Below are 23443 nucleotides of genomic sequence, written 5' to 3'. Positions count from 1 at the left end.
AGCAGCCTCGTGCCGCGAAAGCGCCGCGCAGCGGCCCCAGGATTTCAGCCACGGCACATACCGTTGGGGCTGCCGTGCAGCCCTTTCGCGGCACAAGGCCGCGCCTACACAGGTAGCGTTAGAACTCGACGGTGCTCGACAGGCTCACCTGCCGCGCATCGCCCACCGCCACGAAGTAGCGGTTCACCGCCGAGGTGTAATACACCTTGTCGAACAGGTTCTTTACGTTCAACTGAAAGCGTACCTTGTGCGCGTCGAACTTGGTTTCATAGCTAGCGAACGCATCGGCCACGGTGTACCCCGGCAGGTCGAAATCGTTCGTGGCGTTGCCCGCGCGCGTGCCTGCATAGCGGGCTCCGGCGCCCAGGCGCAGGTTGTCGCCACCGAACAGGCTGCCGTAGTCGTAGACCGCCGACAGCGAGGCGCTGTGCTTGGCCACGTTCTGCAGACGATTGCCTTGGTAGGTGGGGTCTTCGGTCACGTGGGCGTCGGTGTAGGCATAGGCGCCGATCAGGCTCCAGCGTTCGCTGAGCTGGCCGCTCAGGTCCAGCTCCAGCCCCCGCGAACGCACCTTGCCGGCAGCACTGTAGATGATGGTGCCCGCCGAGTTGTCGCCGTCGGCCACCAGCACATTGCGCTTCTCGATATCGAACAATGCCAAGGTGCCGGTGATCGCGCCTGGCATGTCGAGCTTGGCGCCCACCTCCCAGGCCTTGCCTTGTTCCGGGGCGATGGCCGAGTCGAGGGTGAGGGTCTGGTTCATGCCGATGCTGATCGGCGCGATGGTCGAGTTGGGCTTGAACGACTCGCTGTAGCTGCCATAGAACGACAACTGCTCGTCCACCTTGTACACCAGGCCCGCATGCGGAACCCAGGCCTGATCGCTGGTATCGGTGTTGGCCTTGAACGGCCGGTCGCGCCCGGCGTACTGGTCGTACTTCTGCAAGCGCGCACCGGCGACCAGGATCCAGTGGTCATCCAGGTGCCAGGCGTCTTGCAGGAACAACGAGTCGGTCCGTAGCTTGTCGGTCTGGTCGCTGTCACTGGCACGCACATTGGTGCCTTCGACTTCCTGGCCGTACACCGGGTTCTCGTAGCTGAAGATCGAGCGTGCAGTCTGGCGGATCAGGTCGCCCCGAAACACCTTGCGGTCCTCGTGATCGACACCCATCAATAGCTCATGGCGCATGCCGGCCAGTTCCACGTTGCCGGCCAGGCTGAAGGTGGCGAACTGGTCGCGGCTCATGGCATTGTGGGTGCCGTCCATGCTCCGGCTGAGGGTGCCGGCCACCTCGTTCACGCCTGTGATCCGCACCTGGCTGGCGTCATAGGTTTCGCGGTTGAAGCTGTAGCCGAAGTGCGCTTTCCAGTCGTCGCTCAGTGTGTGGTCGACTTCCAGGCGGTACAGGTCCGAGCGCCCTTCCATGTTATTGAACGGCTCATCCAAGCGCCGGGTGGCCGGGATATGCAGTGGATGGCCGGTGGCACCAAAAGCGGTACCCCGGTCGAACGGAGAGAGGAACTCTCGGTGCTCGTAGGCCAGCACCACCTGGGTGTCCTCGCCGAGCCAGGCCAGCGACGGCGCCAGCAGCGATTCACGCTGGGTGCCGAAGTTACGCCAGTAGTCTTCGTCTTCGTGATCGACAATCAGGCGATAAGCCAAGTTGCTGTCACCCAGCGCGCCGGTACTGTCCAGGCCACCGCCGCTGCCGTTCTTGCCGCTGCCGTAGGTCGAGCCGCGCACGGTCAGGGCGTTGTATTGCTCCAGTTGCGGGCGCTTGCTGACCACGTTGATCACCCCGCCCGGGTCCTGGATGCCATACAGCAGCGAAGCCGGGCCCTTGAGCACCTCCACGCGCTCGGTACTGGCGTTCAGCGCGCGCCCCTGCACGATAGGCATACCATCGCGCATGATCGAGCCGTCACGGTTATCGCCAAAGCCGCGCTTCATCACGGTATCGGCGGTGCCGCCGAAGTTGTTGCCCTGGGTGATGCCACTGACGTTGTACAGCGCATCGTCCAGGTGACGCGGGGCTTGGTCGCGGATGACCTGGGCCGGCACCACGTTGATCGCATGGGGAATTTCCAGGGTCGGGCCTTGGCCGCGCATGATCGAGGCACTGGCCGGGGGCTGGTAGCTGTAGTCATCGAGCTGCGAGGTGACGGTAATGGCTTGCAGGCTCAGGGCGCCTTGGCTGTCGGCCTGCTCCAGGGTCAGGGTGCGGGCGTCGAGGCGGCGCCAGAGCAAACCGGAACCGCCCAGCAGCTGTTGCAGTGCCTGCTCGGCGCTGAAGGTGCCATTGAGCGCCGGGGCTTGCAGGTCTGGCAGCGCCAGGGTGTAGACCACACTTTGCCCGGTGCTGCGGCTGAAGGCGTTGAGCGCCTGGGCCAGCGGCTGGCTCGGCTGGGCGAACGCATAGGCCTGGCTCTGCTGCGCGGCGACCGCCTGGGGGGCCATGGGCAAGACAGACAGGGTGCTGAGGCCGAACCAGAGCGGGACGCAACGCGGGGTGAAGTTCATGGACGCTGACCTGTGAGAGAGACCGATATTTGCGAATGAATCGCACTTCCACTCACTACACGGATGCCGCGCGAAAGTACCTCACTGTTTTTTGAAATTTTTTTTGCAGCCCTGCCGATCCATACGTCAGCGCAATACCGTCAGCCGCCCCAGCAGCGTCTGGCGCTCGAAGCCCAGCACCTGGCCCAGCGAGTCCAGCGCCGCCAGGGGCTCGTCCACCGGGAAGCTGCCGCTGACCGTGCGCTGCGCCAGGGCGGCGTCGAGCAGCACGATGCGTCCTGGGTAGTAACGACGCAGATCCTCGACCACCTGAGCCAACGGCACCTGGTAGTAGTTCAACCACCCCTGACGCCAAGCCAGACGGCTTTCGCTGTCGACCTTGCCGATGCCACTCGCCACGCCATCGGCGTACAGCACCTGCTGGTCGGCGGTGAGTTCGCACGGCGCCGCGCCTTTCACCGGCGTGACCGCCACACGCCCGCTGCGCACGGTAACCTGGGTGCTGGGGCCTTGTTCGCGCACCTCGAACTGGGTGCCAAGCACGCGTACCTCGCCATCGTTGGCCTGGACCACGAACGGCTCGCCGGTATGCGTCACCTCGAAAAACACCGCGCCGCGCAACAGGCGCACGCGGCGCTGGCCATGCTCGAAATCCACGGCAATCGCCGTACCCGCATCCAGGGTCAACTGCGATTGATCGGCCAGGGTCACCCGGCGCGGCTGCTCACTGCTGGTGTAGTCGGCGCGCAAGTCCTGCAACCAGAACTGCGGCTGCCAACCTGCCGCCGTGCCCAAGGCCAGCACTAGGCAGGCGGCCACTGCGAAGCGCCGCCAGTGCGCCGGGCGGGCCGGACGCTGGAGCGCATCGAGGTAGCGCTGCAGGCTGGCCTGTTCTTCGACGGCCAGGCGCGCGGCGGGGGCTTCGCTCAACTGCCACAGGGCTTGAGCCTCGGCATACGCGCGTCGATGCGCCGGGTCCTGCAACAGCCAGCGCTTGAAGGCCGCCGGCTCGGCCTGGCCGACCTGTTGCTGGTTCAGGCTTAGCCAGCGCAGGGCGGCCCGGGACTGTTCGGCAGTGATCGCAGGCTCATGGCTCATCGGCGGGTACTCCCTGACTGGCGCGATGCAGAGGCGGGCTCGGCGACGCTCGCCTTGCACGCTTCGAGGGCGCGCATCATATGCTTTTCCACGGCACTCTGGGACACCTGCATGGCCTTGGCGATCTCGGCGTAGGTGCAGCCGTGGATGCGGCTGAGCAGGAAGATCTGCCGGGTGCGTTCGGGCAGGGCACGCAGCGCGGCTTCGATGCGTAGCAGGTCGTGGTCCACCTCCAGGGCCTGTTCGGGTGCCTGTCCCGTAGGCGCCTCATCGGTGTTGTGGAGGCCTTCGGCAACCCGATCGCGGCTGCCTTCGCTGCGCAAGTAATCGATGGCCAGGTTGCTGGCACTGCGCAGCAGGTAGGTGTCGAGGGCTTCGACCTTGACCTCGGGCCTGCGCCAAAAACGCAGGAACAGGTCCTGCACCAGGTCCGAGGCCGTGGCGCGACAGCCGATGCGCCGGCTGACCAGCGCTTCCATGCGCGCCCGCTGGGCCAGGAACACCTGCACGAAACGCGCCCGCCCGGCGTCGCTGTCGCTCACATCCCCCGGCTCGCTCACCGCCTACCCCCACACCGCCAGCAACGGCCCGAGCAGCAAGCTGACAGCCGCCAGCCTGAGCAACAGGCGCGGCTGATAAGGCAGGCCGAACACCCACAGGATGACGCCAGCCATCAGCACGGCGGTCCATTCCACCAATCCCGATGCCCAGCCACGCACCTGCACCGCCAGCACCAGCGACAACACCAGCAACGCCCAACCGGCCAGGCGCAGCCCATGCCGTTGAACAGCCGTGGGCTTGCGTGCGAGCAACGCGCTGAAGTGCTTTTCCATGGCCAGGCACAGGCCGACGAAACCGGCATACCCCATCAGGGCGACCCCCAGCATCAGTGCACCTCCACGCAATCAGCGCCAGCCTTGGTCGCCCGAGGTGCGCATTTGGCCACAACCTTCGCGGCGCGCAGCATCTTGCTGGCCGCCCAGGCCAGCAATAGACCGACGCCCAATGCAGTCAGGTCGAAACCGGCCATCACCCAGTCGCCCACGGCGATGGCGTGATTCAGGCCATGTGCGGTGGTGACCGCGTTGAGCAACGGCAACCCGCCGAACGCCAGCGCGCCCAGCGCCAACTGCTCGCCCCAGGCCCGCCGCCCCGGGCGCAACATCGCGTGCAGCAATGCCAGCGCCCAAACGCAGAAGAAGCTGTTGATTTCCCAGTCGGCGCGCCCCTCCAGCGTCACCGGCAACAGTCGGTTGGCCCAGAAGAACGCCGCCACGCCCAGCAGCAGGCCGCTCATGCTGGCGATGTTGAGCACCTCGACCAGGCGCAGTTCGCCGGGCATGTGCCCGCTCTTGGCGTGCTTGAGCTGGCGCTTGCCCAGCCACATCACCAGGCCCGTGCCGATCAGCGCAGTACCGGCAATGCCAAAGGCGAAGTACAGCCAGCGCAGCCAGGGGCCGGCGAAGTTGCCCATGTGCAAGCCGGCAAAGGTGAACGAGGTCATCATCGCCGCGCTCTCTGGCGCGCCCTGCTGCAACAGCGCCCCCGTGCGGCCGTCGAAGGTCCAGTTGGCGCTGCGCCGGTAGGCGACATCGTCGGCGCTGGCGCGCACCAGCGTGACCCGGGCGTTGCTGTCGCCGGGATTGTGCACCTGGATCGAGCCAATCCGCGCCCCCGGCGCCATGGCCTGCACCTTGGCGTAAAGCTCAGGCAGTGGCACCAGCGGCGCCGCCACACCGGCCATCGCGGGGGCTTGGTCACGCCCGAACAGATCGCTGAAGTAACGCTCATTGTCGCCGTAGCTGGCCAGGATGCCGGCCGGCATCACCAGGTACATGAACAGCACCAGGCTGCTGTAGCTGATCATCAGGTGAAACGGCAGCACCAGAACGCCGATGGCGTTGTGGCCGTCGAGCCAGGAGCGCTGGCCCTTGCCTGGGCGGAAAGTGAAGAACTCCTTGAAGATCTTCTTGTGGGTGATGATCCCGGTAACCAAGCCCAGCAGCATGACGAAGGCGCACAGGGTCGCCAGCCAGCGGCCCCAGGGATAGGGCATTTGCAGTTCGAAGTGAAAGCGATAGAAGAACTCGCCGCCACGGCTGTCGCGGGCCACCACTTCCTGGCCGCTGGCGGCATCCAGCTGCTTGTTGACGAACCCGCGCCGGCCACCGGCATTCGGGTCGCGCCAGCCGACACGCAGGGCCGCCTCGCGTTCGTTGGGCAGGCGGATGAACCAGTTGCGCGAATGCCCGGCGTTGTCTTGCAGGTAGCGCTGGGCCAGGCCCAGGCTGGCCACGGGATCGAGCGGGTGGGCCTGGATTTCCGGCTGGCTCCAATGGCTGATCTCTTCCTTGAAGTAGGTCAGCGTCCCGGTCAGGAAGATGGCGAACAGCAGCCAGCCGAAGAGCAGGCCGGTCCAGGTGTGCAGCCAGGCCATGGCCTGGCGGAAGCCTTCTTTCATCCGTTGTTCATCCAGTAGGCCACGGCGTTGATCGCCCCCAGCACCACACTCGGCAGCAGCACTCCCAGCCAAGCCCGCCAGGCGCTGCGGCAGGCGAAGCACCAGAGGAAGGCCAACACCCAGAACACGAACGACAGCAGCATGCCGGTCAGCGCGGCATCGACCTGGGCCATGGGTAACAGCAGCGCGCCGGCCACGCTGACCAGCGCAGCCAACAGGTAGCCGCCCAGCGAGGCAGCCAGGCAGCGCGAAGCCACCGCCAGGCGATAGCTCAGGGAAAGTCCGGCGGCGTTGCGGGTCATGGCGCAGGTCCGGGGAAAGGGGTTGCAATAGTAATGATTTGGATTCTCATAAGCAAAGTTTGGCGGATGTGCGGGAGCGGTATCGAAGCGTGGAGCGCCTCCGGCACTTGACGACCAGGGGCTGCACCCGTGGGGCCCGGCATGCGAAAGGTCGATTGCCGGAGGTCGAGCGCCTGAATATAATGCGAACAATTCTTAATTCCAGTTGCGCCAGGCGGCGCTGGAGTGGCATCGGTGTCAAGCGCCCTTTCTTCCACTGTCGAAGGCCTCTATCTGGCCCATCACACCTGGCTCACCGGCTGGCTGCGGCGGCGTCTGGACTGCCCGCAGAGCGCCGCCGATCTGGCCCAGGACACTTACGTGCGCCTGCTCCAGGCCCGCGAGGCACCGCAACTGGTCGAACCCCGCGCGTTCCTCACCACGGTGGCCAAGCGGGTGCTGTGCAATCACTTTCGCCGCCAGGCGCTCGAACGCGCCTACCTCGAGGCCCTGGCCCAAGTCCCGGAGCACCTGGCCCCGAGCGAAGAAGACAAGGCCCTGATTCTCGAAACCCTGTTCGAACTGGATCGCCTGCTCGATGGCCTGGCGCCACGGGTCAAGCGCGCCTTCCTGCTGGCCCAGATCGACGGTCTGGGCCATACCGAGATCGCGCGGGAACTGGGCATCTCGCTGGCCACGGTCAAGCGCTATCTGCACAAAGCGGCTCTACGCTGCTACTTCGCCCTATGAACACCACCTTTTCCCCTCAGATCGCCCAACAAGCCGTGCACTGGCTGATCGAATCGCAAGGCGATGACTTCGACCAGCAGCAACGCCAAGCTCTGGAGCATTGGCTACAAGCCGACAGCGAACATCAACGCGCCTGGGCCCACATCCAGCACGTCAACCAACGCCTGCACAGCGTCGCCGCGCCAGTGCTGCATGCCGCCTTGCAGGCCCCGCCCTCCCCGGCTCGACGCCAGGCGCTCAAAGCGCTGCTATTGGTGGGCATCGCCAGCGCCACCGGGCTTGGCCTGCAACCGCACAACCCGCTGCCGGGGCTGATGGCCGACTACCGCAGCCCGGTCGGCCAGCGCCGTCGCCTGAGCCTGGAAGACGGCAGCCAGTTGTATCTGAATACCCGTAGCGCTGCTGACGTGCGCTTCGATGCTAGCCAGCGCCTAGTGCGGCTGGAGGAAGGCGAACTGCTGTTGGATGCGCTCAACGATACGCGTCAACTGCACCTGCGCACGGCCGAAGGCGAACTGCGTCTGGGCAGCGGGCGGGTCAACGTGCGCCAGTTCGACGGTTTCAGCCTGGTCTCGGTGTTCAGTGGCAGTGTCAGCGTGGCCGGGCAATCGCTGTTGGCCGGCCACCAGGCGCGCTTCGCCCGCGGCAGTTGGCAGGCTATCGCCCCCCTGGACCCGAACCGCGCGGCGTGGGTGGATGGCATGCTGGTGGTCTCGCAGATGCGCCTGGGCGACTTCATCGCCGAGCTGTCGCGCTATCGCCTGGGCCAATTGGGATGCAGCGAGCGCGTTGCCGACCTGCGGATTTCCGGCTCCTACCCCCTGGACGACAGCGAACGCATCCTGGCGATGCTCGAAGTGGCGCTGCCGGTCAAAGTGCGCCGCTTCACGCGTTACTGGGTATCGGTCGACTCGGCTACCGGGTGACCTTGGGCCAGGGCCGGAATTATTTTTTCAAAAGCCTGAGCCATTTTCCAAACCTCGCGTGACAGAGAAGGCAGAACCCCTTCTCACAGGACCTTCGTCACATGCTTCTGCGCCCCAGCAGCCTCGCCTGCGCCCTGCTGTTCGTCGCCCCCTTCGCCCTGGCGGGCGAAGCCCGCGACTACCACATCGCCCCTGGCAACCTGGAACAGGCCCTCAACCAGTTCGGCCGCGAGAGTGGCGCATTGATTTCCTTCGGCTCGGCCGTGACCCAGGGCCTGAACAGCCCAGGCATCGAAGGCCAGTACGACACTGCCCAAGGCCTTGAGGCACTGCTGCGCGGCAGCGGCCTGCAAGCTCGCCAGGAAGCCGATAACGCCTACAGCCTGCAACCGATGCAGGCGTCGACGCCAGGTGCTGCCGTAGAGCTGGGCGCATCCAGCGTGGTCGGCGACTGGCTGGCCGAAGCACGCCAGGACAACGTTTTCGAGCACCCCGGCGCACGCGATGTGGTACGCCGGGAGGAGTTCGAGCGCAGCGGCGCAAGCTCGGCGCGCGAGGTGCTCAACCGCATCCCTGGGGTAAACGCCCCGGAAAACAATGGCACCGGCAGCCACGACTTGGCGCTGAACTTTGGCATCCGCGGTCTCAACCCACGCCTGGCCTCGCGCTCCACGGTGCTGATGGACGGCATCCCGGTGCCCTTCGCCCCGTATGGTCAGCCGCAGCTATCGCTAGCGCCGATCAGCCTGGGCAACATGGATGCGGTGGATGTGGTGCGTGGCGGCGGCGCGGTACGCTACGGCCCGCAGAACGTCGGCGGTATCGTCAACTTCGTGACTCGCGCCATCCCCGAGGAGGCGACGCTCAGGGCGGCGATGCAGAACCAGATCAGCCCCTCGTCCAGCCACGACGGCTTCAAGAACAGCGCCAACCTGCTGGTGGGCGGCACCAACGACAACGGCCTGGGCGGCGCGCTGCTGTACTCCGGCACCCGTGGCGGTGACTGGCGCGAACACAGCGACACGCAGATCGACGACTTGATTCTCAAGGGCAAGCTGCAACTCGACGAGGCCAACAGCCTGCACGCCATGGCCCAGTACTACGAGGGCGAGGCCGAAATGCCTGGTGGCCTGAGCCGCGCCGACTTCGACGCCGACCCGTACCAGTCGACCCGCCTCAAGGACAAGTTCTGGGGCCGCCGCACGCTGTTCAACTTCGGCTACGACTACAAACAGGATGACCGCCAGTTCAGCGTCAACAGCTTCTTCACCAAAACCCTGCGCAGCGGCTACCTCGACCAAGGCAGTTTCGTCTCGCTGTCGCCGCGCGAATACTGGGTACGCGGTATCGAAACCCGCTTCTCGCAAGGCCTGGCCCTGGGCGAGAGCTGGCACGAGTTTGGGGTGGGCTACCGCTACGTCAACGAGGCCGGCCACGAACTGCGCTACCGCGAACCCACTACCGCCAACCAACTGCCCACCACCGACAGTCGCAACGACCGCGACACCCGCGGCAGCACCGAGGCCCATGCGATCTACCTGGACGACCGCATCGATATCGGCCGCTGGACGATCACCCCAGGTATTCGCTACGAGATGATCGACACCGCGCAGAACAACGCCCTCAACGGCCAGCGCTACCAAGGCAGCTACAACACCGCGCTGCCGGCACTGAACGTGATGTACCACCTGACCGACACCTGGAACCTGTATGCCAACACCGAAGGCTCGTTCGGCAGCGTGCAGTACAGCCAGATGCCCAATCGGGTCAGCAGTGGCGAGGTGAAACCAGAAAAAGCGCGCACCTGGGAAATCGGCACGCGCTATGACAATGGCGACTTGCAGGCGGAGATCGGCGCGTTTCTCATTAATTTCGATAACCAGTACGAAAGCAACCAAACCAATGATTCGGTGATCGCGCGCGGCGAAACCCGTCATCAGGGTATCGAGACCAGCGTGCGCTACGCACTCGACGGTTTGAGCCCGGCGCTGACAGGTTTCGATGTGCACGCCAGCTACGCCTTCGTCGACGCCAGCATCCGCGAGGACGGGCCGAACAAAGGCAATCAGGTGCCATTCTCATCGCGCCACAAGGGCACACTGGGGGTCGGCTACACCGAGGGCCCGTGGCAGTTGAACCTGGACACCAGCTTCCAGAGCAGCCAGTACGCCGACAACGCCAACACCGCAGCCGAAAGCGCCGACGGCAGCACCGGGCGCATCCCTGGCTACCTGCTGGTCAGCACCCGCGCCGGCTACGACTTCGGCCCAGAGCTTTCCAACCTGAAGGTTGCGGTGGGGGTGAAAAACCTGTTCAACCGCGAGTACTACACCCGCTCGTTCGACGACAACAACAAGGGCAAGTACGTGGGTGAGCCACGTACGCTCTACGTGCAGACCTCGGTGGCGTTCTGACCGATCGTGGGGCTGCCTGGCAGCCCCACTGCCCATTACATATTTATTTTCAAATTGGACTTGAAATCCGTCTCCAGTTGCCTGACCTTAGAGTCAAGAGGCGCAGAAAGACCAACGCCCTCAGTGGCTTGGAAGCGTCTCCTGCGAGCAAGCTGAATAAGGATTGAAGTCATGCAAATCCAGGTCAACAGCAGCAACCAGATCCAGGGCAACGTCCGCTTGAACGAGTGGGTCAGCAGCATCCTGCACAGCAACCTCGAACGCTACGAGGACGACCTTACCCGCATCGAAGTCCACTTGCGCGACGACAACGGCGCCAAACCCGGCCCGCACGACAAACGCTGCCAGATGGAGGCTCGCCCCAAAGGCCACCAGCCGATTTCCGTGACCCACACCGCCACGTCGCTGGATCAGGCAGTGGACGGTGCCGCCAGCAAGCTCAACCATGCGCTAGAACATTTCTACGGCAAACTGCGCAGCAAGCGCGGTGCACTGGAGCTTAGCGACCCCGAGGCCTGAGCTTCGCCAACCCGCCCAACGCCCGGCCTTGTGCCGGGCGTTTTCGTTTTCACCGATCAACGGGGCTGAACCAACCCGGCCTGCCCCCGGTCAATCGCTGCAGTCATTCATTGCAGAGCTTGCGTATGAACAACCCTTTCGACCGCATCAGCGAAGCCTTCGCGCCCGAATACCGGGTCAACCTGAGCATCGAGCGCCTGGATGGCAGCATCATGCTGACCCTATCCGATGACAGTGGCGTGGTGGCCAAGCGTCTGATCAGTCAGGCCCAGCGCAACGATCCGGTGCGCCTGCAACGGGTCATCGACAGTATCCGCCTGGGCCTGGCCATCGAGCTAGGCCAGAACCCGCTGCAAGTGCTTGCCGCGCTGACACGCGACCCGCAGCACAGCCCACGCTTGGCGGTCTAACGGCAAACCGGCGCAGCGCTCAGCGGCGCGCCCGCAACATCTGCCCCACAAAACGCTCGACATCGGGCAAGCGTAGACCGCCTACCCGCAAGGCCGGGTCGAACGTTCCGGGTTCGTGGAACACGCCGTACAGGCCTTGATCATAGGTAGGCTCCACACCCTGATCGAGGTGATGCAGCGCCTCATCGAGCAGCGAGCGAGACATCACCACCGCTTCGTCGATCACATTGTCGATTTGATTGATGTATACCGCCTCGGGGTCGATACCCAGCGGCTGGAAGGTTTCGTTCAGATGCGCGAGGACCATTTCGGGATGGGGATACATAGTGTCTCCTGGCCGCAGCAGGGCTCACGACACCTGTCGCGATGAAACCCCGCTGCCAGCGGCCATTGAACAGCCACCCTCGCCTGCAAGTGCACTACCTATTCACCACCTCACTTGCTCTCATCGACTTGCTTGCCGTTGGCGTCCAGCACCTTGGTCGAGGGGTAGCGGTACGAGGCATAGCGCACCACCAAGATGGCGAACGCCAGCAACAGAATACCGCCACACACGTACAGAAGGCCCACGTCAGGGGCCTTGTGGTGCGAGACATCGCCGATCAGCAGGCGGGTCAGCGCGGTGATGGCCACATACAGCAGAAAGCGGATCGGCATATGGTTGGTCTTGAAGTAGATCCCCACCATCGCCCCAAGCTCCAGGTAGATGAACAGCAGCAGGATGTCATCGACACTGATCCCGCCCTTGCTCAGCATGTCGATGAAGGTCGCCACGGCCGCATAGGCAGTGATCGCGCCAATCCCGAACAACGCCAGGTAGTGGAAGGCCTCCACGCACAGATTACCCAGCGAGTCGGCCGAGCCGTGCAGGCCCTTGCGCAGTTTGTCTGCCCATTTTGTGTTCACGATGTTCGATTCCCCGATACGACAGAAGGATGATGAATGGCGTACATGACGCTTGTGCCATGCAGTTAAAGGGCCAAGCCCCCTGCCTTGGAAGATGGCCGATTGCCGCAGGACACCTGTGTGCCAGGCTGTTTTTCTGCACAGATGGCCATCATGGTGGTTGCACTGCGATGGCTTGCCCATGTACTGTATAAAAACACAGTCAAAGACCCCAACCAGCAAAAAGGCACAGAGGTGATGAATGGCCGTCGAAGTGGTGTACCGCAGCAGCCGCGACCCGGAGCGCTTGTTCATGGATAAGGCCGAAGCAGACCGTCACGACAAGATGCTCGAACTGGCCGAACGCCTGGCCGAAGTGCTGCATAAGGCCGTGCCGTCGTTGAGCGAGCAACAGGTCGAGGAAGCGGGGATCTACATGGCCAAGAACCGCGATGTGTTCGCGCGGGCGTTCAAGAGCCAGCCGGATGCACTGGCAGAACTGCTCGAAGGTGACGCGGCGCAGTGATTACCCTGGGCAGGCCAGGCCTGCCATCAAGGCAGCAGGCCGCTCACCCGTACAGCAAGCGCTCGGCTAGCATTTGCGCCACCCGTGCCGGTGAACGCTTTTCAGCCTGCGCATGCGCGAACACTTCGGTCAAACGGCTGGGGATACGCGCGAGGTGGGCGGTTATGGTGCCAAGGTCCGCGCCACGGTGGGTCAGCGCCACATAAATCAACCCACCGGCATTGATCACATAGTCCGGCGCATACAAGATGCCGCGCTTCTCCAACTGATCAGCCACCTGCAACTGAGTCAATTGATGATTCGCCGCACCGGCTACCGCCGCACAACGTAGCTGCATCACGCTCTGGCCATTGAGTACCGGTCCCACGCCGCAAGGCGCGAAAATATCGCATGGGGTACTGGTCAGCGCCTCATTGGCCACCGGTTGAGCGCCAAATTGCTCCACGGCAAGGCGCACCTTGCCAGCGTCCAGATCACTCACCAGCAGCTCGGCCCCCGCCGCATGCAGCTGTTCGGCCAGGGCATATCCCACATTGCCCAAGCCCTGGACCGCGACCCGCAAACCTTCGAGATTGTCGCTGCCCAGGCGGGCCATCGAGGTTGCGCGTATGCCGGCGAACACGCCCATTGCCGCATGCGGTGAAGGATCGCCCGAGGCCGTGGTGCTGGTGACATGCGGAGTCGATTGGGCGATGCAGTCCATGTCCTGCGTCGAGGTGCCGCTGTCCACTGCCGTGATGAAACGCCCTTGCAAGCTGTCGACGAAACGCCCGAAGGCTTCGAACAACGCGGCGCGGTTCTCGACATGCGCATTGCGCATGATCACCGCCTTGCCACCGCCCAGCGCCAACCCGGCCAACGCGGCCTTGTAGCTCATGCCCTGGGCGAGATGGATGGCATCGTTTACCGCGCTTTCATCATCGGCATACGGCAGGTAGCGGCAACCACCCAGCGCAGGTCCCAGCTGGTCACTGTGGATCGCCACTACGGCCTTCAACCCGGTCGGCGGGTCGATGAACAGGTGCAGCGACTGGGTGCGGGTACTTTGCATGAGCGCGAACATCGACGTGCTCCCCGGAAGGTGCTGCATCCAGTATAGGCACGCGCCGGTCGAGCGCGGCCTGGGCAGACCACTGGACGAAAACCTGCACTGGGGCTAAAAGTACAAGCGTGACGGAGAGTCCCCATGAACCCACGCCAAGCCTGCCTGGCCTGCCTGGATCGCGAGCCGGTCGCCCTGCTGGAAGCGGCGCTGTGCATCGCCACCGAGCATGACCGCAGCGTCGACCTCAGCGCCTGCCTCAACCAAGTGCACGCCTTGCAACGCGAGATCAGTACCCGCCTGCCCATGCTGCCGCTGAGCGAGCTGGCCCAACCATTGCTGCGCCAGCTCAATGCCTTGGGCTTCCAGCAGGACGAGTACCTGCCACTGCGCCCGCAAGCGGCATTGATGGACAAAGTGCTGCAACGCCGCCGTGGCCAACCGCTGGTGCTGGCCATCCTGGCGATGGAGTTGGCGCAACGCCTATCGATTCCACTGGAAGGGGTCAACTTCCCAGGACACTTCCTGCTGCGCGTGCCCGGCGCCGATCACTTGCTCGATCCCTGTGGCGGGCGCCGCCTATACCCTGCCGACTGCCGTGAACTGCTGGCCCGCCAGTACGGCGCAAAGATGCAGCTGAGCGCCGAGCACATGCGCAGCGCCAGCGCGCGGCAGATGCTCCAACGCCTGTCACGTAACCTGCGCCAGTTGCACAGCAGTAACGACAACGCCCTGGCCGCGCTGGTGGACGCCGAGCGGGTCATGCAGTTGGGGCCGGTGCAGGTCAGCGACTACCTGGCCCGCGCCACCCTGTACCAGCAGCTCGAATGCCCCCAGGCCGAACGTTTCGACCTGGAGCATGCGTTACTGCTCACTGACGACCCAGCGCAGCGGGTGAAACTGAGCGAGCGCCTCGGACAACTGCCGTCGGACAAGCGCTCGCTTCACTGAACCGGTGCATCCGCCTGGCGTGCAGGATGCGCTTGGGCGAAGGCCGGATGCACCTCGGCCAGGGCCACGACCCGGCGAATACGCGGGTAGTCGCTCATGTCGACGTTGAAGCGCTGAGCCGCATACACCTGCGGAATCAGATAGACATCCGCCAGCCCCGGCGCGTCGCCAAAGCAGAAGCCCTGGTCACCGATCAACTGCTCCACCGCCGCCAGTCCCAGGCCAATCCAGTGGCTGATCCACTGGTTGACCTGCCCCTCAGCATGCCCCCACTGACGCAGTTGGTTGAGCACGCTGACGTTGTGCAGTGGGTGCACGTCGCAACCGATGATCGCCGCCACACCGCGTACCTTGGCCCGTGCCTCGCTGCGGCTTGGCAGCAGCGCAGGCTGGGGATACACCTCTTCGAGGTACTCGATGATCGCCGGCGATTGCAGCAGCCGCTCACCGCTGTCCAGACGCAACGCCGGCACGCGCCCCTGGGGGTTGAACGCCACGTAGTCGGCCGCGTGCTGCTCGCCTTTGAGCAGGTTCACCGGCACTGCCTGGTAATCCAGGCCTTTGAGCGCCAGGGCGATGCGCACCCGGTACGATGAGGTGGAACGGTAATAGCCGAACAGCTCCATCGCCCTGCCCTCCTCAGTTCGCCGCGACGACCGTGCCGCGACACTCGCCAAAGCCGATGCTGGCCACCCCTTCACGCACGCAACGGGCGCGCAGGATGATCTCGTCGCCGTCTTCGAGGAACCTGCGTACCTCGCCACTGGCCAGCTCGACCGGATGCTTGCCGCCTTCGGTGATCTCCAGCAGGCTGCCGAACGAATCGGCGCTGGCACCGGACAAGGTGCCGGAACCGAACAAGTCGCCCGGCTGCAACGCGCAGCCATTGACACTGTGGTGGGCGATCAACTGCGCCACGGTCCAGTACATGTTCAAGGTATTGCTCAATCCCAGGCGGTGCGCGGGCAGTTGCTGCTCGCGCATGCGCGCGGTCAGCAGCAGCACCTCCAACTCGATGTCGAAGGCGCCGTTGGCCTGATCACGGGCATCGAGCAGGTAGGGCAACGGCTGCGGGTCCCCGTCGGGACGCGGTGGCTGGGCGCAACGGAACGGCGCCAGCGCCTCGGCAGTCACCACCCAGGGGGACAGGCTAGTGATGAAGCTCTTAGACAGAAACGGGCCGAGCGGCTGGTATTCCCACGCCTGGATATCCCGCGCCGACCAATCGTTGAGCAGGCACAGGCCAGCCAGGTGCGTGTCAGCCTCGCCAATCGGGATGGCCTGACCCATCTCATTGCCCTGGCCAATCCAGATCCCCAGTTCCAGTTCATAGTCCAGCCGCGCGCACGGGCCGAAGCTTGGCTCGCTCTGCCCGGCAGGCAAGGTCTGGCCCTTGGGACGGCGTACGTCGGTGCCTGACGGACGCAAGGTGGAAGCGCGGCCATGGTAGCCGATGGGCACGTACTTGTAGTTGGGCAACAAGGGGTTGTCCGGGCGGAACAGCTTGCCGACGTTGGTCGCGTGCTGGATGCCCACGTAGAAATCGGTGTAGTCGCCGACCTTGGCCGGCAGGTGCATGTGGCATTCGCTGGCCGGGTACAACAGCGGCGCCAGCACCTGCTGGTGCTCGCTGTCCTCGCCAAGCAACGCCAGCAGACGTTCGCGCAACGCGACGCGGGCCGGACGGCCGAGCGCGAAGAAGGCATTCAGCGCACCGCCTCGGGTGGCTTCGGCGGCGGCCTTGGCGGCACCGTCGAACAGGCCAGCGGCCAGCACGGCCTCGATATCCAGGGTGGCCTCACCAATGGCCACGCCACAACGCGGTGCCTGCCCCGGACGGCTGAAGATGCCGAGCGGCAGGTTCTGCAGCGGAAAGTCGCGGTGCCCGTTGGCGTGCGTAACCCAGCTAAGGGCAAGGGGTGTGGGGGTCATCGGTCATCTCCAGTTCGGGTTGAAGGTGCTCGGCAGGCTCGCCCAGCAACTGTCGTAATCGGCTTGCAACTGTGGGCTGTCCAAAGCCTGCTGACTCGCACGCAACACCTGGCTGGTCTCGAACATGAAGGCCATGGTGTTGTCGATCTTGTGCGGTGCGAGGTCGGCGGCGATGGCCTTGTCGCACGTTTCGGCGTCCGGGCCGTGGGCACTCATCACGCCATGCAACGAGGCGCCGCCCGGCAGGAAACCTTCGGCCTTGGCATCGTAGGCGCCCTGGATCAGGCCCATGAACTCGTTCATCAGGTTGCGGTGGAACCACGGTGGCCGGAACGTGTTCTCGGCCACCATCCAGCGCGGCGGGAAGATCACGAAATCCATGTTGGCCAGGCCATGCACACTGCTGGGTGAGGTCAACACGGTGAAAATCGACGGATCGGGATGGTCGAAGCTGACCGTGCCAAGGGTGTTGAAACGGCGCAGGTCGTACTTGTACGGCACGTTGCTGCCATGCCAGGCGACCACGTCCAAGGGCGAGTGCGACAACTCGCAAGCCCAGTGCTCGCCCAAAAACTTCTGCACCAGTTGCACAGGGCCGCTGGCCTCTTCGTAGTGGGCGACAGGGGTGAGGAAATCGCGCGGGTTGGCCAGGCCGTTGCTGCCGATCGGGCCCAGGTCTGGCAGGCGCAGCGGCGCGCCGTGGTTCTCGGCGAGGTAGCCACGCGCCTGGCTGTCGAGCAACTCCACGCGAAACTTCATGCCCCGAGGGATTACCGCAATCTCCAGCGGCTCGACCTGCAGCACCCCCAGTTCGGTCGCGATGCGCAGGCGACCGTGCTCCGGCACCAGCAGCAACTCGCCATCGGCGTTGAAGAACACCCGCTGCATCGAACGATTGGCCCGGTAGATGTACACGCTTACGCCGGCCGGCTTGTCCGCCGGGGCGTTGGCCACCATCGGCACCCAGCCTTCGATGAAGTCGGTGGGCTCGGCCGGCATGGGTTGCGGATTCCAGCGCAGGCGATTGGGGTTGGCAGGCCCCAGGGCGCCGCTCAGGGGCTGATGGGCCAGGCGCTCGAAACGCGGGTGCAGCGCCGAGGGGCGAATGCGGTACAGCCAGGTGCGTCGCAATTCGCTGCGGGCCATGGTGAATGCGGTGCCCGAGAGCAGTTCGGCGTACAGGCCGTAGGGCGCCTTTTGTGGCGAGTTCTGCCCCACCGGCAGGGCGCCGGGCAGGGCTTCGCTGGCAAATTCGTTGCCAAAGCCGCTCAGGTAGGCGAGTTCACAAGGGGTACTGCGGGTCATCGGTGCCTCCGGGCTGCGGGGAGCCTCTGCGGGCAGCTGGCTGCAAAGCCCAACCCTGTACAACCCCGAATGGGCCCAGGCTGGCAGCGCGTCTGCATTGTTTTTATCGTAATCAGATTACGAATAACGTAATTTGCTCCCACGTGGGCGTCAAGCTATAAAGGCGCCAACCCGAAATATCCCACACAGAAGTTCACCATGAGCAAAGCCAGCAGCAGCGCCGACAACGGCAAACAGAAGGTCCGCTCGGCGGAAGTCGGCACCGACATCCTCAAGGCCCTGGCCGAACTCTCGCCGTCCACTTCGCTGTCGCGTCTGGCCGAGCACGTCGACATGCCGGCCAGCAAGGTGCACCGCTACCTGCAAGCGTTGATCGCCAGCGGCTTCGCTGAACAGGATCCGGCCACCAACCATTACGGCCTGGGCCGAGAGGCGCTGCGCGTGGGCATGGCGGCGCTGGGCAGCATCGATGTGCTGAAAGTCGCCGCGCTGCCGCTGTCGGCGTTGCGCGACGCCCTCAACGAAAGCTGCTTCATCGCCGTGTGGGGTAACCAGGGCGCAACCGTGGTGAGCATCGAGCCTGCGGTGCGCGCGGTGACGGTGGTGACGCAGATTGGCTCGGTACTGCCACTGCTGAGTTCGTCCACCGGCCTGGTGTTCGCAGCGCACCTGCCGGAGCGCGAAACCGCCGAGCTGAAAGCGCGCGAGTTGGCGGCCATGGCTCAGCGTGCCGAGCACTATGCACCGCTGCTGGCCGAGATCCGCGCACGCGGCCTGCACCATGTACATGGCTTGCTGATGCCAGGGGTCGATGCCCTGTCGGCGCCGGTATTCAATGCCATGGGGCAGATTGCCGCGGTGATGACCGTGGTCGGGCCAACCTCGATCTTCCATGCCGACGCACACGGCCCGGCAGCCGAGCGCCTGCTGGCCGCAGCCCAGGCGGTCAGTTGGCGGATGGGATTTAGCGGCAACCCTTAGAAACCCTTACAAAGCATTACGCCTGTTGCGCAGCTGGAATGGCTATAGTCGCCGCCGCACTTTTACCCGAAACGTAAAGGTGAATGTCATGAGTAGGTATTTTTCCTACAGGATCAAGCGCTTATTCTGATCTCACTGGCCGGCACGAAGGGCATCTCCCCCTCGCCCTTCACGCCCGCCCAGGTTCACCGACGTTGATTTTGAAGCTCCTTGATCTAACGTCTCGATTGGCCGCTGCGTTTGCAGCGGCCTTTTTTATGCCTGTCGGCACACCTACGCATGGCGCTGTAGGTTCTCCATCATCTGCTGCAATGCCTGCACGCTGTCATCGGGGTGCACGGCGCCGTCGAAATCACCGATACGCGCCCAGTTCTGCGCCACCTGCTCCGGCGTGAAGCCTTCACGCGGATCGAACCCGACCCCCAGGCTGCGCTCCCAGCGCACCTTGCCCACCCAGCCGCCGCCGACCTCGAACAACGCGCCGCTGTCCTGGCACTGCTCGCTGCCCAGGTAGACCACCAGCGGGCTGACCAATTCGGGCTTAAGCCGCTCGAACACCTGTGCAGGAATCAAGCCCTCGGTCATGCGCGTACCGCCAGTCGGGGCAATGGCGTTGACCAAAATGCCGTTCCGGCGACCTTCGATGGCCAAGGTGCGGGTCAGCCCATAGAGGCCGAGCTTGGCCATGCTGTAGTTGGCCTGGCCGAAGTTGCCGTAGATACCCGAGGTCGAGGCGGTGAAAATCACCCGCCCCCAGTTCTGCGCACGCAGGTGTGGCCAAGCGGCATGGGTGACTTTGTAGGCGCCTTCGACATGCACCTGGTAGACCTGCTCCCAGTCGCTGTCGTCCATCTTGTGGAAGGTCTTGTCGCGCAGGATGCCAGCGTTGTTCACCAGCACATCGACACGCCCAAAGCTGTCCAGCGCCTGCTCGACGATACGCGCGCCATCGGTGACCGAGTCGTGGTTGGCCACGGCGGTGCCACCGGCCGCGCGGATCTCTTGTACCACCCGGTCGGCGGCCGATACGCTGGCGCCCTCGCCAAAGGTCGAGCCACCCAGGTCGTTGACTACCACCTGCGCGCCGTGCGCGGCGAACAGCAGCGCATGGGCCCGCCCCAGGCCACCACCGGCACCGGTGACCACCACCACTCGATCTTCAAGACGTACCGGTTCGCTCATCGACTGTGCTCCAGGCAAGGAAAGGATGCCTGGCAGTGTCCGCCAGCGACCACAAGCGGACAATCAAGCGCCACCCTGGCGAATGCCGGGTGATAACGCAGCGCGATGATCGCCGGGTCAGGACCAGGCGATTTTCTGCGGGATGTAGGCCAACGGCTGCTCGCGAAATGCCAGGTAGTGGCGCAGCACCTGCACCGGCGCCTCGGTGTGCGGGTAGTGGCCGATACCCTGCAACGCCACCGTATCCGCGCCCGGCACCGCCTGTTGGTAATGTTCGAGCATGTGCGCCCCTGACAGCGGATCGACCACGCCATTGATCAGGCGCAGCGGCACGCCATCGCGTTGCAGTGCACCGACCCAGCGCTCGCGCAGGGCAAAGCGCTCGTGCATGAAGTTGATCAGCTTGTGCATGATGCGAGAGCCGCGGTTGGCGGTGATCAGGCTCCACATGTCGTCCAGCGCACTCTCGCTGGGGTGGGTACAGGGCCCATACACCTGGCTGACATTGCGCACCAGATCGTCACGGCTGAACGAGCGCCCGACCAGCCAGCCTACGCGGCTGAGCAGCAGTTTCTGGATCAGCAACACCCGGCACAGTTCGGGAAACAGCCCACTGTTGAGGAACACGCAGCTGGCGATCTCCAGGCGCTGCTCGTGGTGCCGCGCGAGCAGTTCCTGGGCGACACTGGCGCCATAATCATGGGCCAGTAGGTGCACCGGCGCCTCGATGTTCAGGTGCGCCAGCAACGCCTGCTGCAGGTCGGCCTGCTCCAGCAGGCTGTAGTCGTGGTCTGCCGGCTTGGCCGAATCGCCAAAGCCGAGCATGTCGCAGGCCACCACGCGAAAGCGTTGGGTGAGCGGCCCCCACAGGTAGTGCCAATCCCAGCTGGCGGTGGGGAAACCGTGAAGCAATAGCAGTGGCTCTCCTTGCCCTGCTGTCCAGTATCGAATGCTCTGGCCCCGGAAGGTGAAACCCTGGCTCCGGGTGCGCCAGACGCACAGTGGAATTTCAGCCAGTGGCATCAGCGGTGTCCCGGTGTGTAAGTGTCGGAATAGGGCAAGGCTGCGTTCATTGCACGTTACCTCGGCACATGCGTGTGCTCTCTATGTCGAGGATCAGTCTAGAAGGCAATACAAAGGTATTAAGTTGCCTTGGCAGCCAGCCTAGTGACCGTGCGAGCCGGTGGCACGAACGGTCACAGCAGCTTCACCAACAGGGGCGCGGCGAACAGATTGAGCAGGCCGGTCAGGACCATGACCAGGCCGGCCACCGAGCCTTCTTCACCCCCGACTTCCCGAGCGCGGCTCACCCCGGCACCGTGGGCGCCCACGCCAAACAGCGCGCCACGGGCCAACGGGGTACGCAACGGTAGCCAGCGCAGCAGGATGCCGCCGAACAGCGCGCCGAGCACGCCTGTGACCATCACGAAGACCGCCGTCAATTCTGGCACCCCGCCCAGGTCCTGGGCTACCGGCATGGCGAACGGGGTGGTGATCGAACGCGGCAGCAGCGACACACTCACCGCCTCATCCAGTGCCAACCCATGGGCCAGCGCCCAGGAGCTGCCGATCGAAGCCACGCTGCCGGCCAGCATGCCCAGCAGCAGCGCAGGCCAGTGCCGGGCGAGCAATGCACGCTGTTGCCAGATCGGCACGGCAAAGGCCACGGTCACAGGCCCCAGCACCCCCATCAGCCAATGGGTGTTGCGCGCGTACTCGGCATACGCGGTATGCAGCGGTACGGCCACGGCCAGCAACAGCGCAGGCACCAGGATCAACGGCGACAGCAGGTAACGCCCGGTACGCCGGTACAACCAACGGCTCCCCAGGTAGGCAAGCAGGGTGAAGACAAGCCAGAACAGCGACATCGGTTCAAGGTTCATGACGCAGCCTCCAACGGCACACCGCCTCGACCGTGAGCGCGGTGACCAGCATCACCAGCAGGGTGCTCAGGGCGATCACCAGCAGGATGCGCCCGCCCTCGTTGCGCAGTAGCGTGCCGTAGTCCAGCAGGCTCATCAGCGCGGGAATGAAAAACAGCAGCATCTCGGCCATCAGCCAAGCGGCGCCCAATTGCAGGGCCGCAGGCTTGAGCACGCCGCTGGCGAACAGCATCAGCAACAGCGCCAGGCCCATCACGCCACCAGGGATTGGCCAGCCGAGCCAAGCGGCGAGCTGGCCGCCGATCAGAAACAGCGCGAGCAGCACCGCCAGCTCCAGCAGCAGGCGCAGGGTCTTGTTCAGTAATGTACGGTTCATGGGCGGGGCTTCCTCGGCAACGTCGCCATTGTAAAAGTCGCCCACCCACGCCAGAAGCGAATTGTTAGACTTGAAGCCATTCCACAATGGAATCGAAGCCATGGATTTCAAGCAACTGCGCAGCTTTATCGAAGTGGTCCATCGAGGCGGCTTCACCCAAGCGGCCAGCACCCTGCACATCAGCCAATCGGCAGTGAGCAAGCAGGTTGCCCAGCTCGAACACAGCATCGGCCAGCCGCTGCTGGAGCGCCACGGCTCGCAACTGCACCTGACCGCTGCCGGGCGCATCGTGCTGGAACGCGGTGAGCTGATGCTGCGCCAGCGCCAAGAGTTGCTGAACGAGCTTGACGACCTGGGCCAGATGGCCCGTGGCGAGCTGCGCCTGGGCCTGCCGCTGCTGGGCAGCGATGCGCTGTTCGCCGGGCTGTTCGCCGAGTACCGTCGGCGCTACCCCAACATCGCCATCCAGTTGCTCGAAGGCGGCAGTCGCATGGTCGAGCAGGCGGTGAACAGTGGCGAGTTGGAACTGGGCGGCAGCCTGACGCCCAGCGACCCGACCTTTGACTACCAACCGTTCTGCAACGAGCCGCTCGATGCCCTGTTGCCGGTCGATCACCCGCTGGCCGGCCTGCCCGAGGTGGCACTGGCACAGTTGGCCGACACGCCGTTCCTGCTTTATCAGCGCAGCTTCGTGCTCAATGACCGCTTGCTCAGCGCCTGTCAGCGCGAGGGCTTCACGCCCAAGGAAGGCGGCCGCAGCGGCCAGGCGGACTTTCTCGTCGCGCTGGTGGCAGCCGGCCAAGGGGTGGTGCTGTTGCCGGCTATCGTCGCGCGGGCACTGGAGCGCCCGGGGGTCGTGCGCTTGCCGTTGCGCGCGCCAGATGACCTGCGTTGGGACATCGCCTTCATCTGGCGCCGAGGGGCGTATCTGTCACGGGCGGCGCAGGCCTGGTTGGCCCTGTTGCAAGAAGCACGCTGAGGCGATGGCGCAGGGCAAGTC

24 protein-coding genes and 1 pseudogene are annotated in these 23443 nt (G+C 64.6%); 9 read left to right on the top strand and 16 right to left on the bottom strand.

Annotation, left to right across the window (positions count from 1 at the left end; all coding sequences use genetic code 11):
- Positions 1-118 precede the first annotated feature (118 nt).
- From FEM01_RS12630 to FEM01_RS12605, 6 genes are all read right to left on the bottom strand, one after another.
- Positions 119-2521 (bottom strand): TonB-dependent siderophore receptor, encoded by a 2403-nt coding sequence (locus tag FEM01_RS12630; protein ID WP_138219783.1) that lies wholly within the window; start codon positions 2519-2521, stop codon positions 119-121.
- Between the two features lie 126 nt (positions 2522-2647).
- The gene (locus FEM01_RS12625) at positions 2648-3619 is read right to left on the bottom strand and encodes a FecR family protein (protein WP_138219781.1); all 972 of its coding nucleotides are present in this window, start codon (positions 3617-3619) and stop codon (positions 2648-2650) included.
- Positions 3616-4179, bottom strand: a complete 564-nt coding sequence (locus FEM01_RS12620) for an RNA polymerase sigma factor (RefSeq protein ID WP_416781429.1) — start codon at positions 4177-4179, stop codon at positions 3616-3618. Before FEM01_RS12620 ends, FEM01_RS12625 begins: the two co-directional genes overlap by 4 nt.
- 3 nt (positions 4180-4182) lie before the next feature.
- Positions 4183-4506, bottom strand: a complete 324-nt coding sequence (locus tag FEM01_RS12615; RefSeq protein ID WP_138219779.1) for a DUF3325 domain-containing protein — start codon at positions 4504-4506, stop codon at positions 4183-4185.
- On the bottom strand, positions 4506-6080 hold the full coding sequence (locus tag FEM01_RS12610) for a PepSY-associated TM helix domain-containing protein (protein ID WP_138219777.1): 1575 nt from the start codon (positions 6078-6080) through the stop codon (positions 4506-4508). The genes FEM01_RS12615 and FEM01_RS12610 overlap by 1 nt, the downstream gene beginning before the upstream one ends.
- Positions 6077-6382 (bottom strand): DUF3649 domain-containing protein, encoded by a 306-nt coding sequence (locus FEM01_RS12605; RefSeq protein ID WP_138219775.1) that lies wholly within the window; start codon positions 6380-6382, stop codon positions 6077-6079. Before FEM01_RS12605 ends, FEM01_RS12610 begins: the two co-directional genes overlap by 4 nt.
- A 234-nt stretch (positions 6383-6616) precedes the next feature.
- Between FEM01_RS12605 and FEM01_RS12600 the strand changes: the two genes are divergently transcribed.
- From FEM01_RS12600 to FEM01_RS12580, 5 genes and pseudogenes are all read left to right on the top strand, one after another.
- The gene (locus FEM01_RS12600; protein ID WP_138219773.1) at positions 6617-7111 is read left to right on the top strand and encodes a sigma-70 family RNA polymerase sigma factor; all 495 of its coding nucleotides are present in this window, start codon (positions 6617-6619) and stop codon (positions 7109-7111) included.
- The gene (locus tag FEM01_RS12595) at positions 7108-8037 is read left to right on the top strand and encodes a FecR domain-containing protein (protein WP_138219771.1); all 930 of its coding nucleotides are present in this window, start codon (positions 7108-7110) and stop codon (positions 8035-8037) included. Before FEM01_RS12600 ends, FEM01_RS12595 begins: the two co-directional genes overlap by 4 nt.
- A 74-nt stretch (positions 8038-8111) precedes the next feature.
- Positions 8112-10451 (top strand): annotated as a pseudogene (gene fecA, locus FEM01_RS12590) (TonB-dependent Fe(3+) dicitrate receptor FecA); the annotation flags it as partial.
- A gap of 171 nt (positions 10452-10622) precedes the next feature.
- A complete protein-coding gene (locus FEM01_RS12585) occupies positions 10623-10970 on the top strand; it encodes an HPF/RaiA family ribosome-associated protein (protein WP_138219767.1) in 348 nt (115 codons plus the stop codon).
- Positions 10971-11095: 125 nt separating this feature from the next.
- Positions 11096-11380, top strand: a complete 285-nt coding sequence (locus tag FEM01_RS12580) for a DUF3509 domain-containing protein (protein WP_138219765.1) — start codon at positions 11096-11098, stop codon at positions 11378-11380.
- Positions 11381-11399: 19 nt separating this feature from the next.
- Here the strand turns inward: FEM01_RS12580 and FEM01_RS12575 are convergent, their stop codons facing one another.
- Together FEM01_RS12575 and FEM01_RS12570 are read right to left on the bottom strand one after the other, a co-directional pair.
- Positions 11400-11705, bottom strand: coding sequence for a hypothetical protein (locus tag FEM01_RS12575; RefSeq protein ID WP_138219763.1), 306 nt, complete (start codon positions 11703-11705; stop codon positions 11400-11402).
- Positions 11706-11815: 110 nt separating this feature from the next.
- Positions 11816-12286, bottom strand: a complete 471-nt coding sequence (locus FEM01_RS12570; RefSeq protein ID WP_138219762.1) for a phosphate-starvation-inducible protein PsiE — start codon at positions 12284-12286, stop codon at positions 11816-11818.
- A gap of 241 nt (positions 12287-12527) precedes the next feature.
- Between FEM01_RS12570 and FEM01_RS12565 the strand changes: the two genes are divergently transcribed.
- Positions 12528-12791 carry a YebG family protein gene (locus tag FEM01_RS12565; protein WP_138219761.1) on the top strand — a complete coding sequence of 88 codons (264 nt, stop codon included), beginning with the start codon at positions 12528-12530 and terminating at the stop codon, positions 12789-12791.
- A 43-nt stretch (positions 12792-12834) separates the two neighbouring features.
- Here the strand turns inward: FEM01_RS12565 and FEM01_RS12560 are convergent, their stop codons facing one another.
- On the bottom strand, positions 12835-13854 hold the full coding sequence (locus tag FEM01_RS12560; protein WP_138219760.1) for a Glu/Leu/Phe/Val dehydrogenase family protein: 1020 nt from the start codon (positions 13852-13854) through the stop codon (positions 12835-12837).
- A 123-nt stretch (positions 13855-13977) separates the two neighbouring features.
- Here FEM01_RS12560 and FEM01_RS12555 point away from each other — a divergent pair, with 123 nt between their 5' ends.
- Entirely contained in the window at positions 13978-14784 is an 807-nt protein-coding gene (locus tag FEM01_RS12555) for a SirB1 family protein (protein ID WP_138219759.1), read from the top strand.
- Here the strand turns inward: FEM01_RS12555 and maiA are convergent.
- Genes maiA through hmgA form a run of 3 tightly spaced genes read right to left on the bottom strand, consistent with a single transcriptional unit; the run spans position 14778 to position 18021 of the window.
- Positions 14778-15410, bottom strand: a complete 633-nt coding sequence (gene maiA, locus FEM01_RS12550) for a maleylacetoacetate isomerase (RefSeq protein ID WP_138219758.1) — start codon at positions 15408-15410, stop codon at positions 14778-14780. The two genes, FEM01_RS12555 and maiA, sit on opposite strands and share 7 nt — an antisense overlap.
- 13 nt (positions 15411-15423) lie before the next feature.
- Positions 15424-16716, bottom strand: a complete 1293-nt coding sequence (gene fahA, locus FEM01_RS12545) for a fumarylacetoacetase (protein WP_138219757.1) — start codon at positions 16714-16716, stop codon at positions 15424-15426.
- Between the two features lie 3 nt (positions 16717-16719).
- Positions 16720-18021, bottom strand: coding sequence for a homogentisate 1,2-dioxygenase (gene hmgA / locus FEM01_RS12540; RefSeq protein ID WP_138219756.1), 1302 nt, complete (start codon positions 18019-18021; stop codon positions 16720-16722).
- A gap of 198 nt (positions 18022-18219) precedes the next feature.
- Between hmgA and FEM01_RS12535 the strand changes: the two genes are divergently transcribed.
- Positions 18220-19002 carry an IclR family transcriptional regulator gene (locus FEM01_RS12535; protein ID WP_138219755.1) on the top strand — a complete coding sequence of 261 codons (783 nt, stop codon included), beginning with the start codon at positions 18220-18222 and terminating at the stop codon, positions 19000-19002.
- A 273-nt stretch (positions 19003-19275) separates the two neighbouring features.
- Here the strand turns inward: FEM01_RS12535 and FEM01_RS12530 are convergent, their stop codons facing one another.
- From FEM01_RS12530 to FEM01_RS12515, 4 genes are all read right to left on the bottom strand, one after another.
- On the bottom strand, positions 19276-20184 hold the full coding sequence (locus tag FEM01_RS12530; RefSeq protein ID WP_138219754.1) for an SDR family oxidoreductase: 909 nt from the start codon (positions 20182-20184) through the stop codon (positions 19276-19278).
- 117 nt (positions 20185-20301) lie between these two features.
- Positions 20302-21207 carry an alpha/beta fold hydrolase gene (locus tag FEM01_RS12525; RefSeq protein WP_138219753.1) on the bottom strand — a complete coding sequence of 302 codons (906 nt, stop codon included), beginning with the start codon at positions 21205-21207 and terminating at the stop codon, positions 20302-20304.
- Positions 21208-21380: 173 nt separating this feature from the next.
- Entirely contained in the window at positions 21381-22067 is a 687-nt protein-coding gene (locus tag FEM01_RS12520) for an LrgB family protein (RefSeq protein ID WP_138219752.1), read from the bottom strand.
- Entirely contained in the window at positions 22057-22443 is a 387-nt protein-coding gene (locus FEM01_RS12515) for a CidA/LrgA family protein (protein WP_138219751.1), read from the bottom strand. The genes FEM01_RS12520 and FEM01_RS12515 overlap by 11 nt, the downstream gene beginning before the upstream one ends.
- Before the next feature lie 100 nt (positions 22444-22543).
- Here FEM01_RS12515 and FEM01_RS12510 point away from each other — a divergent pair, with 100 nt between their 5' ends.
- Positions 22544-23422 (top strand): LysR family transcriptional regulator, encoded by an 879-nt coding sequence (locus FEM01_RS12510; protein ID WP_138219750.1) that lies wholly within the window; start codon positions 22544-22546, stop codon positions 23420-23422.
- Positions 23423-23443: the final 21 nt, after the last annotated feature.

The organism is Pseudomonas mosselii, from assembly GCF_005796105.1.
GTDB classification, from domain to species: domain Bacteria; phylum Pseudomonadota; class Gammaproteobacteria; order Pseudomonadales; family Pseudomonadaceae; genus Aquipseudomonas; species Aquipseudomonas mosselii_C.
This window is presented reverse-complemented; position numbering and strand designations above follow the sequence as displayed.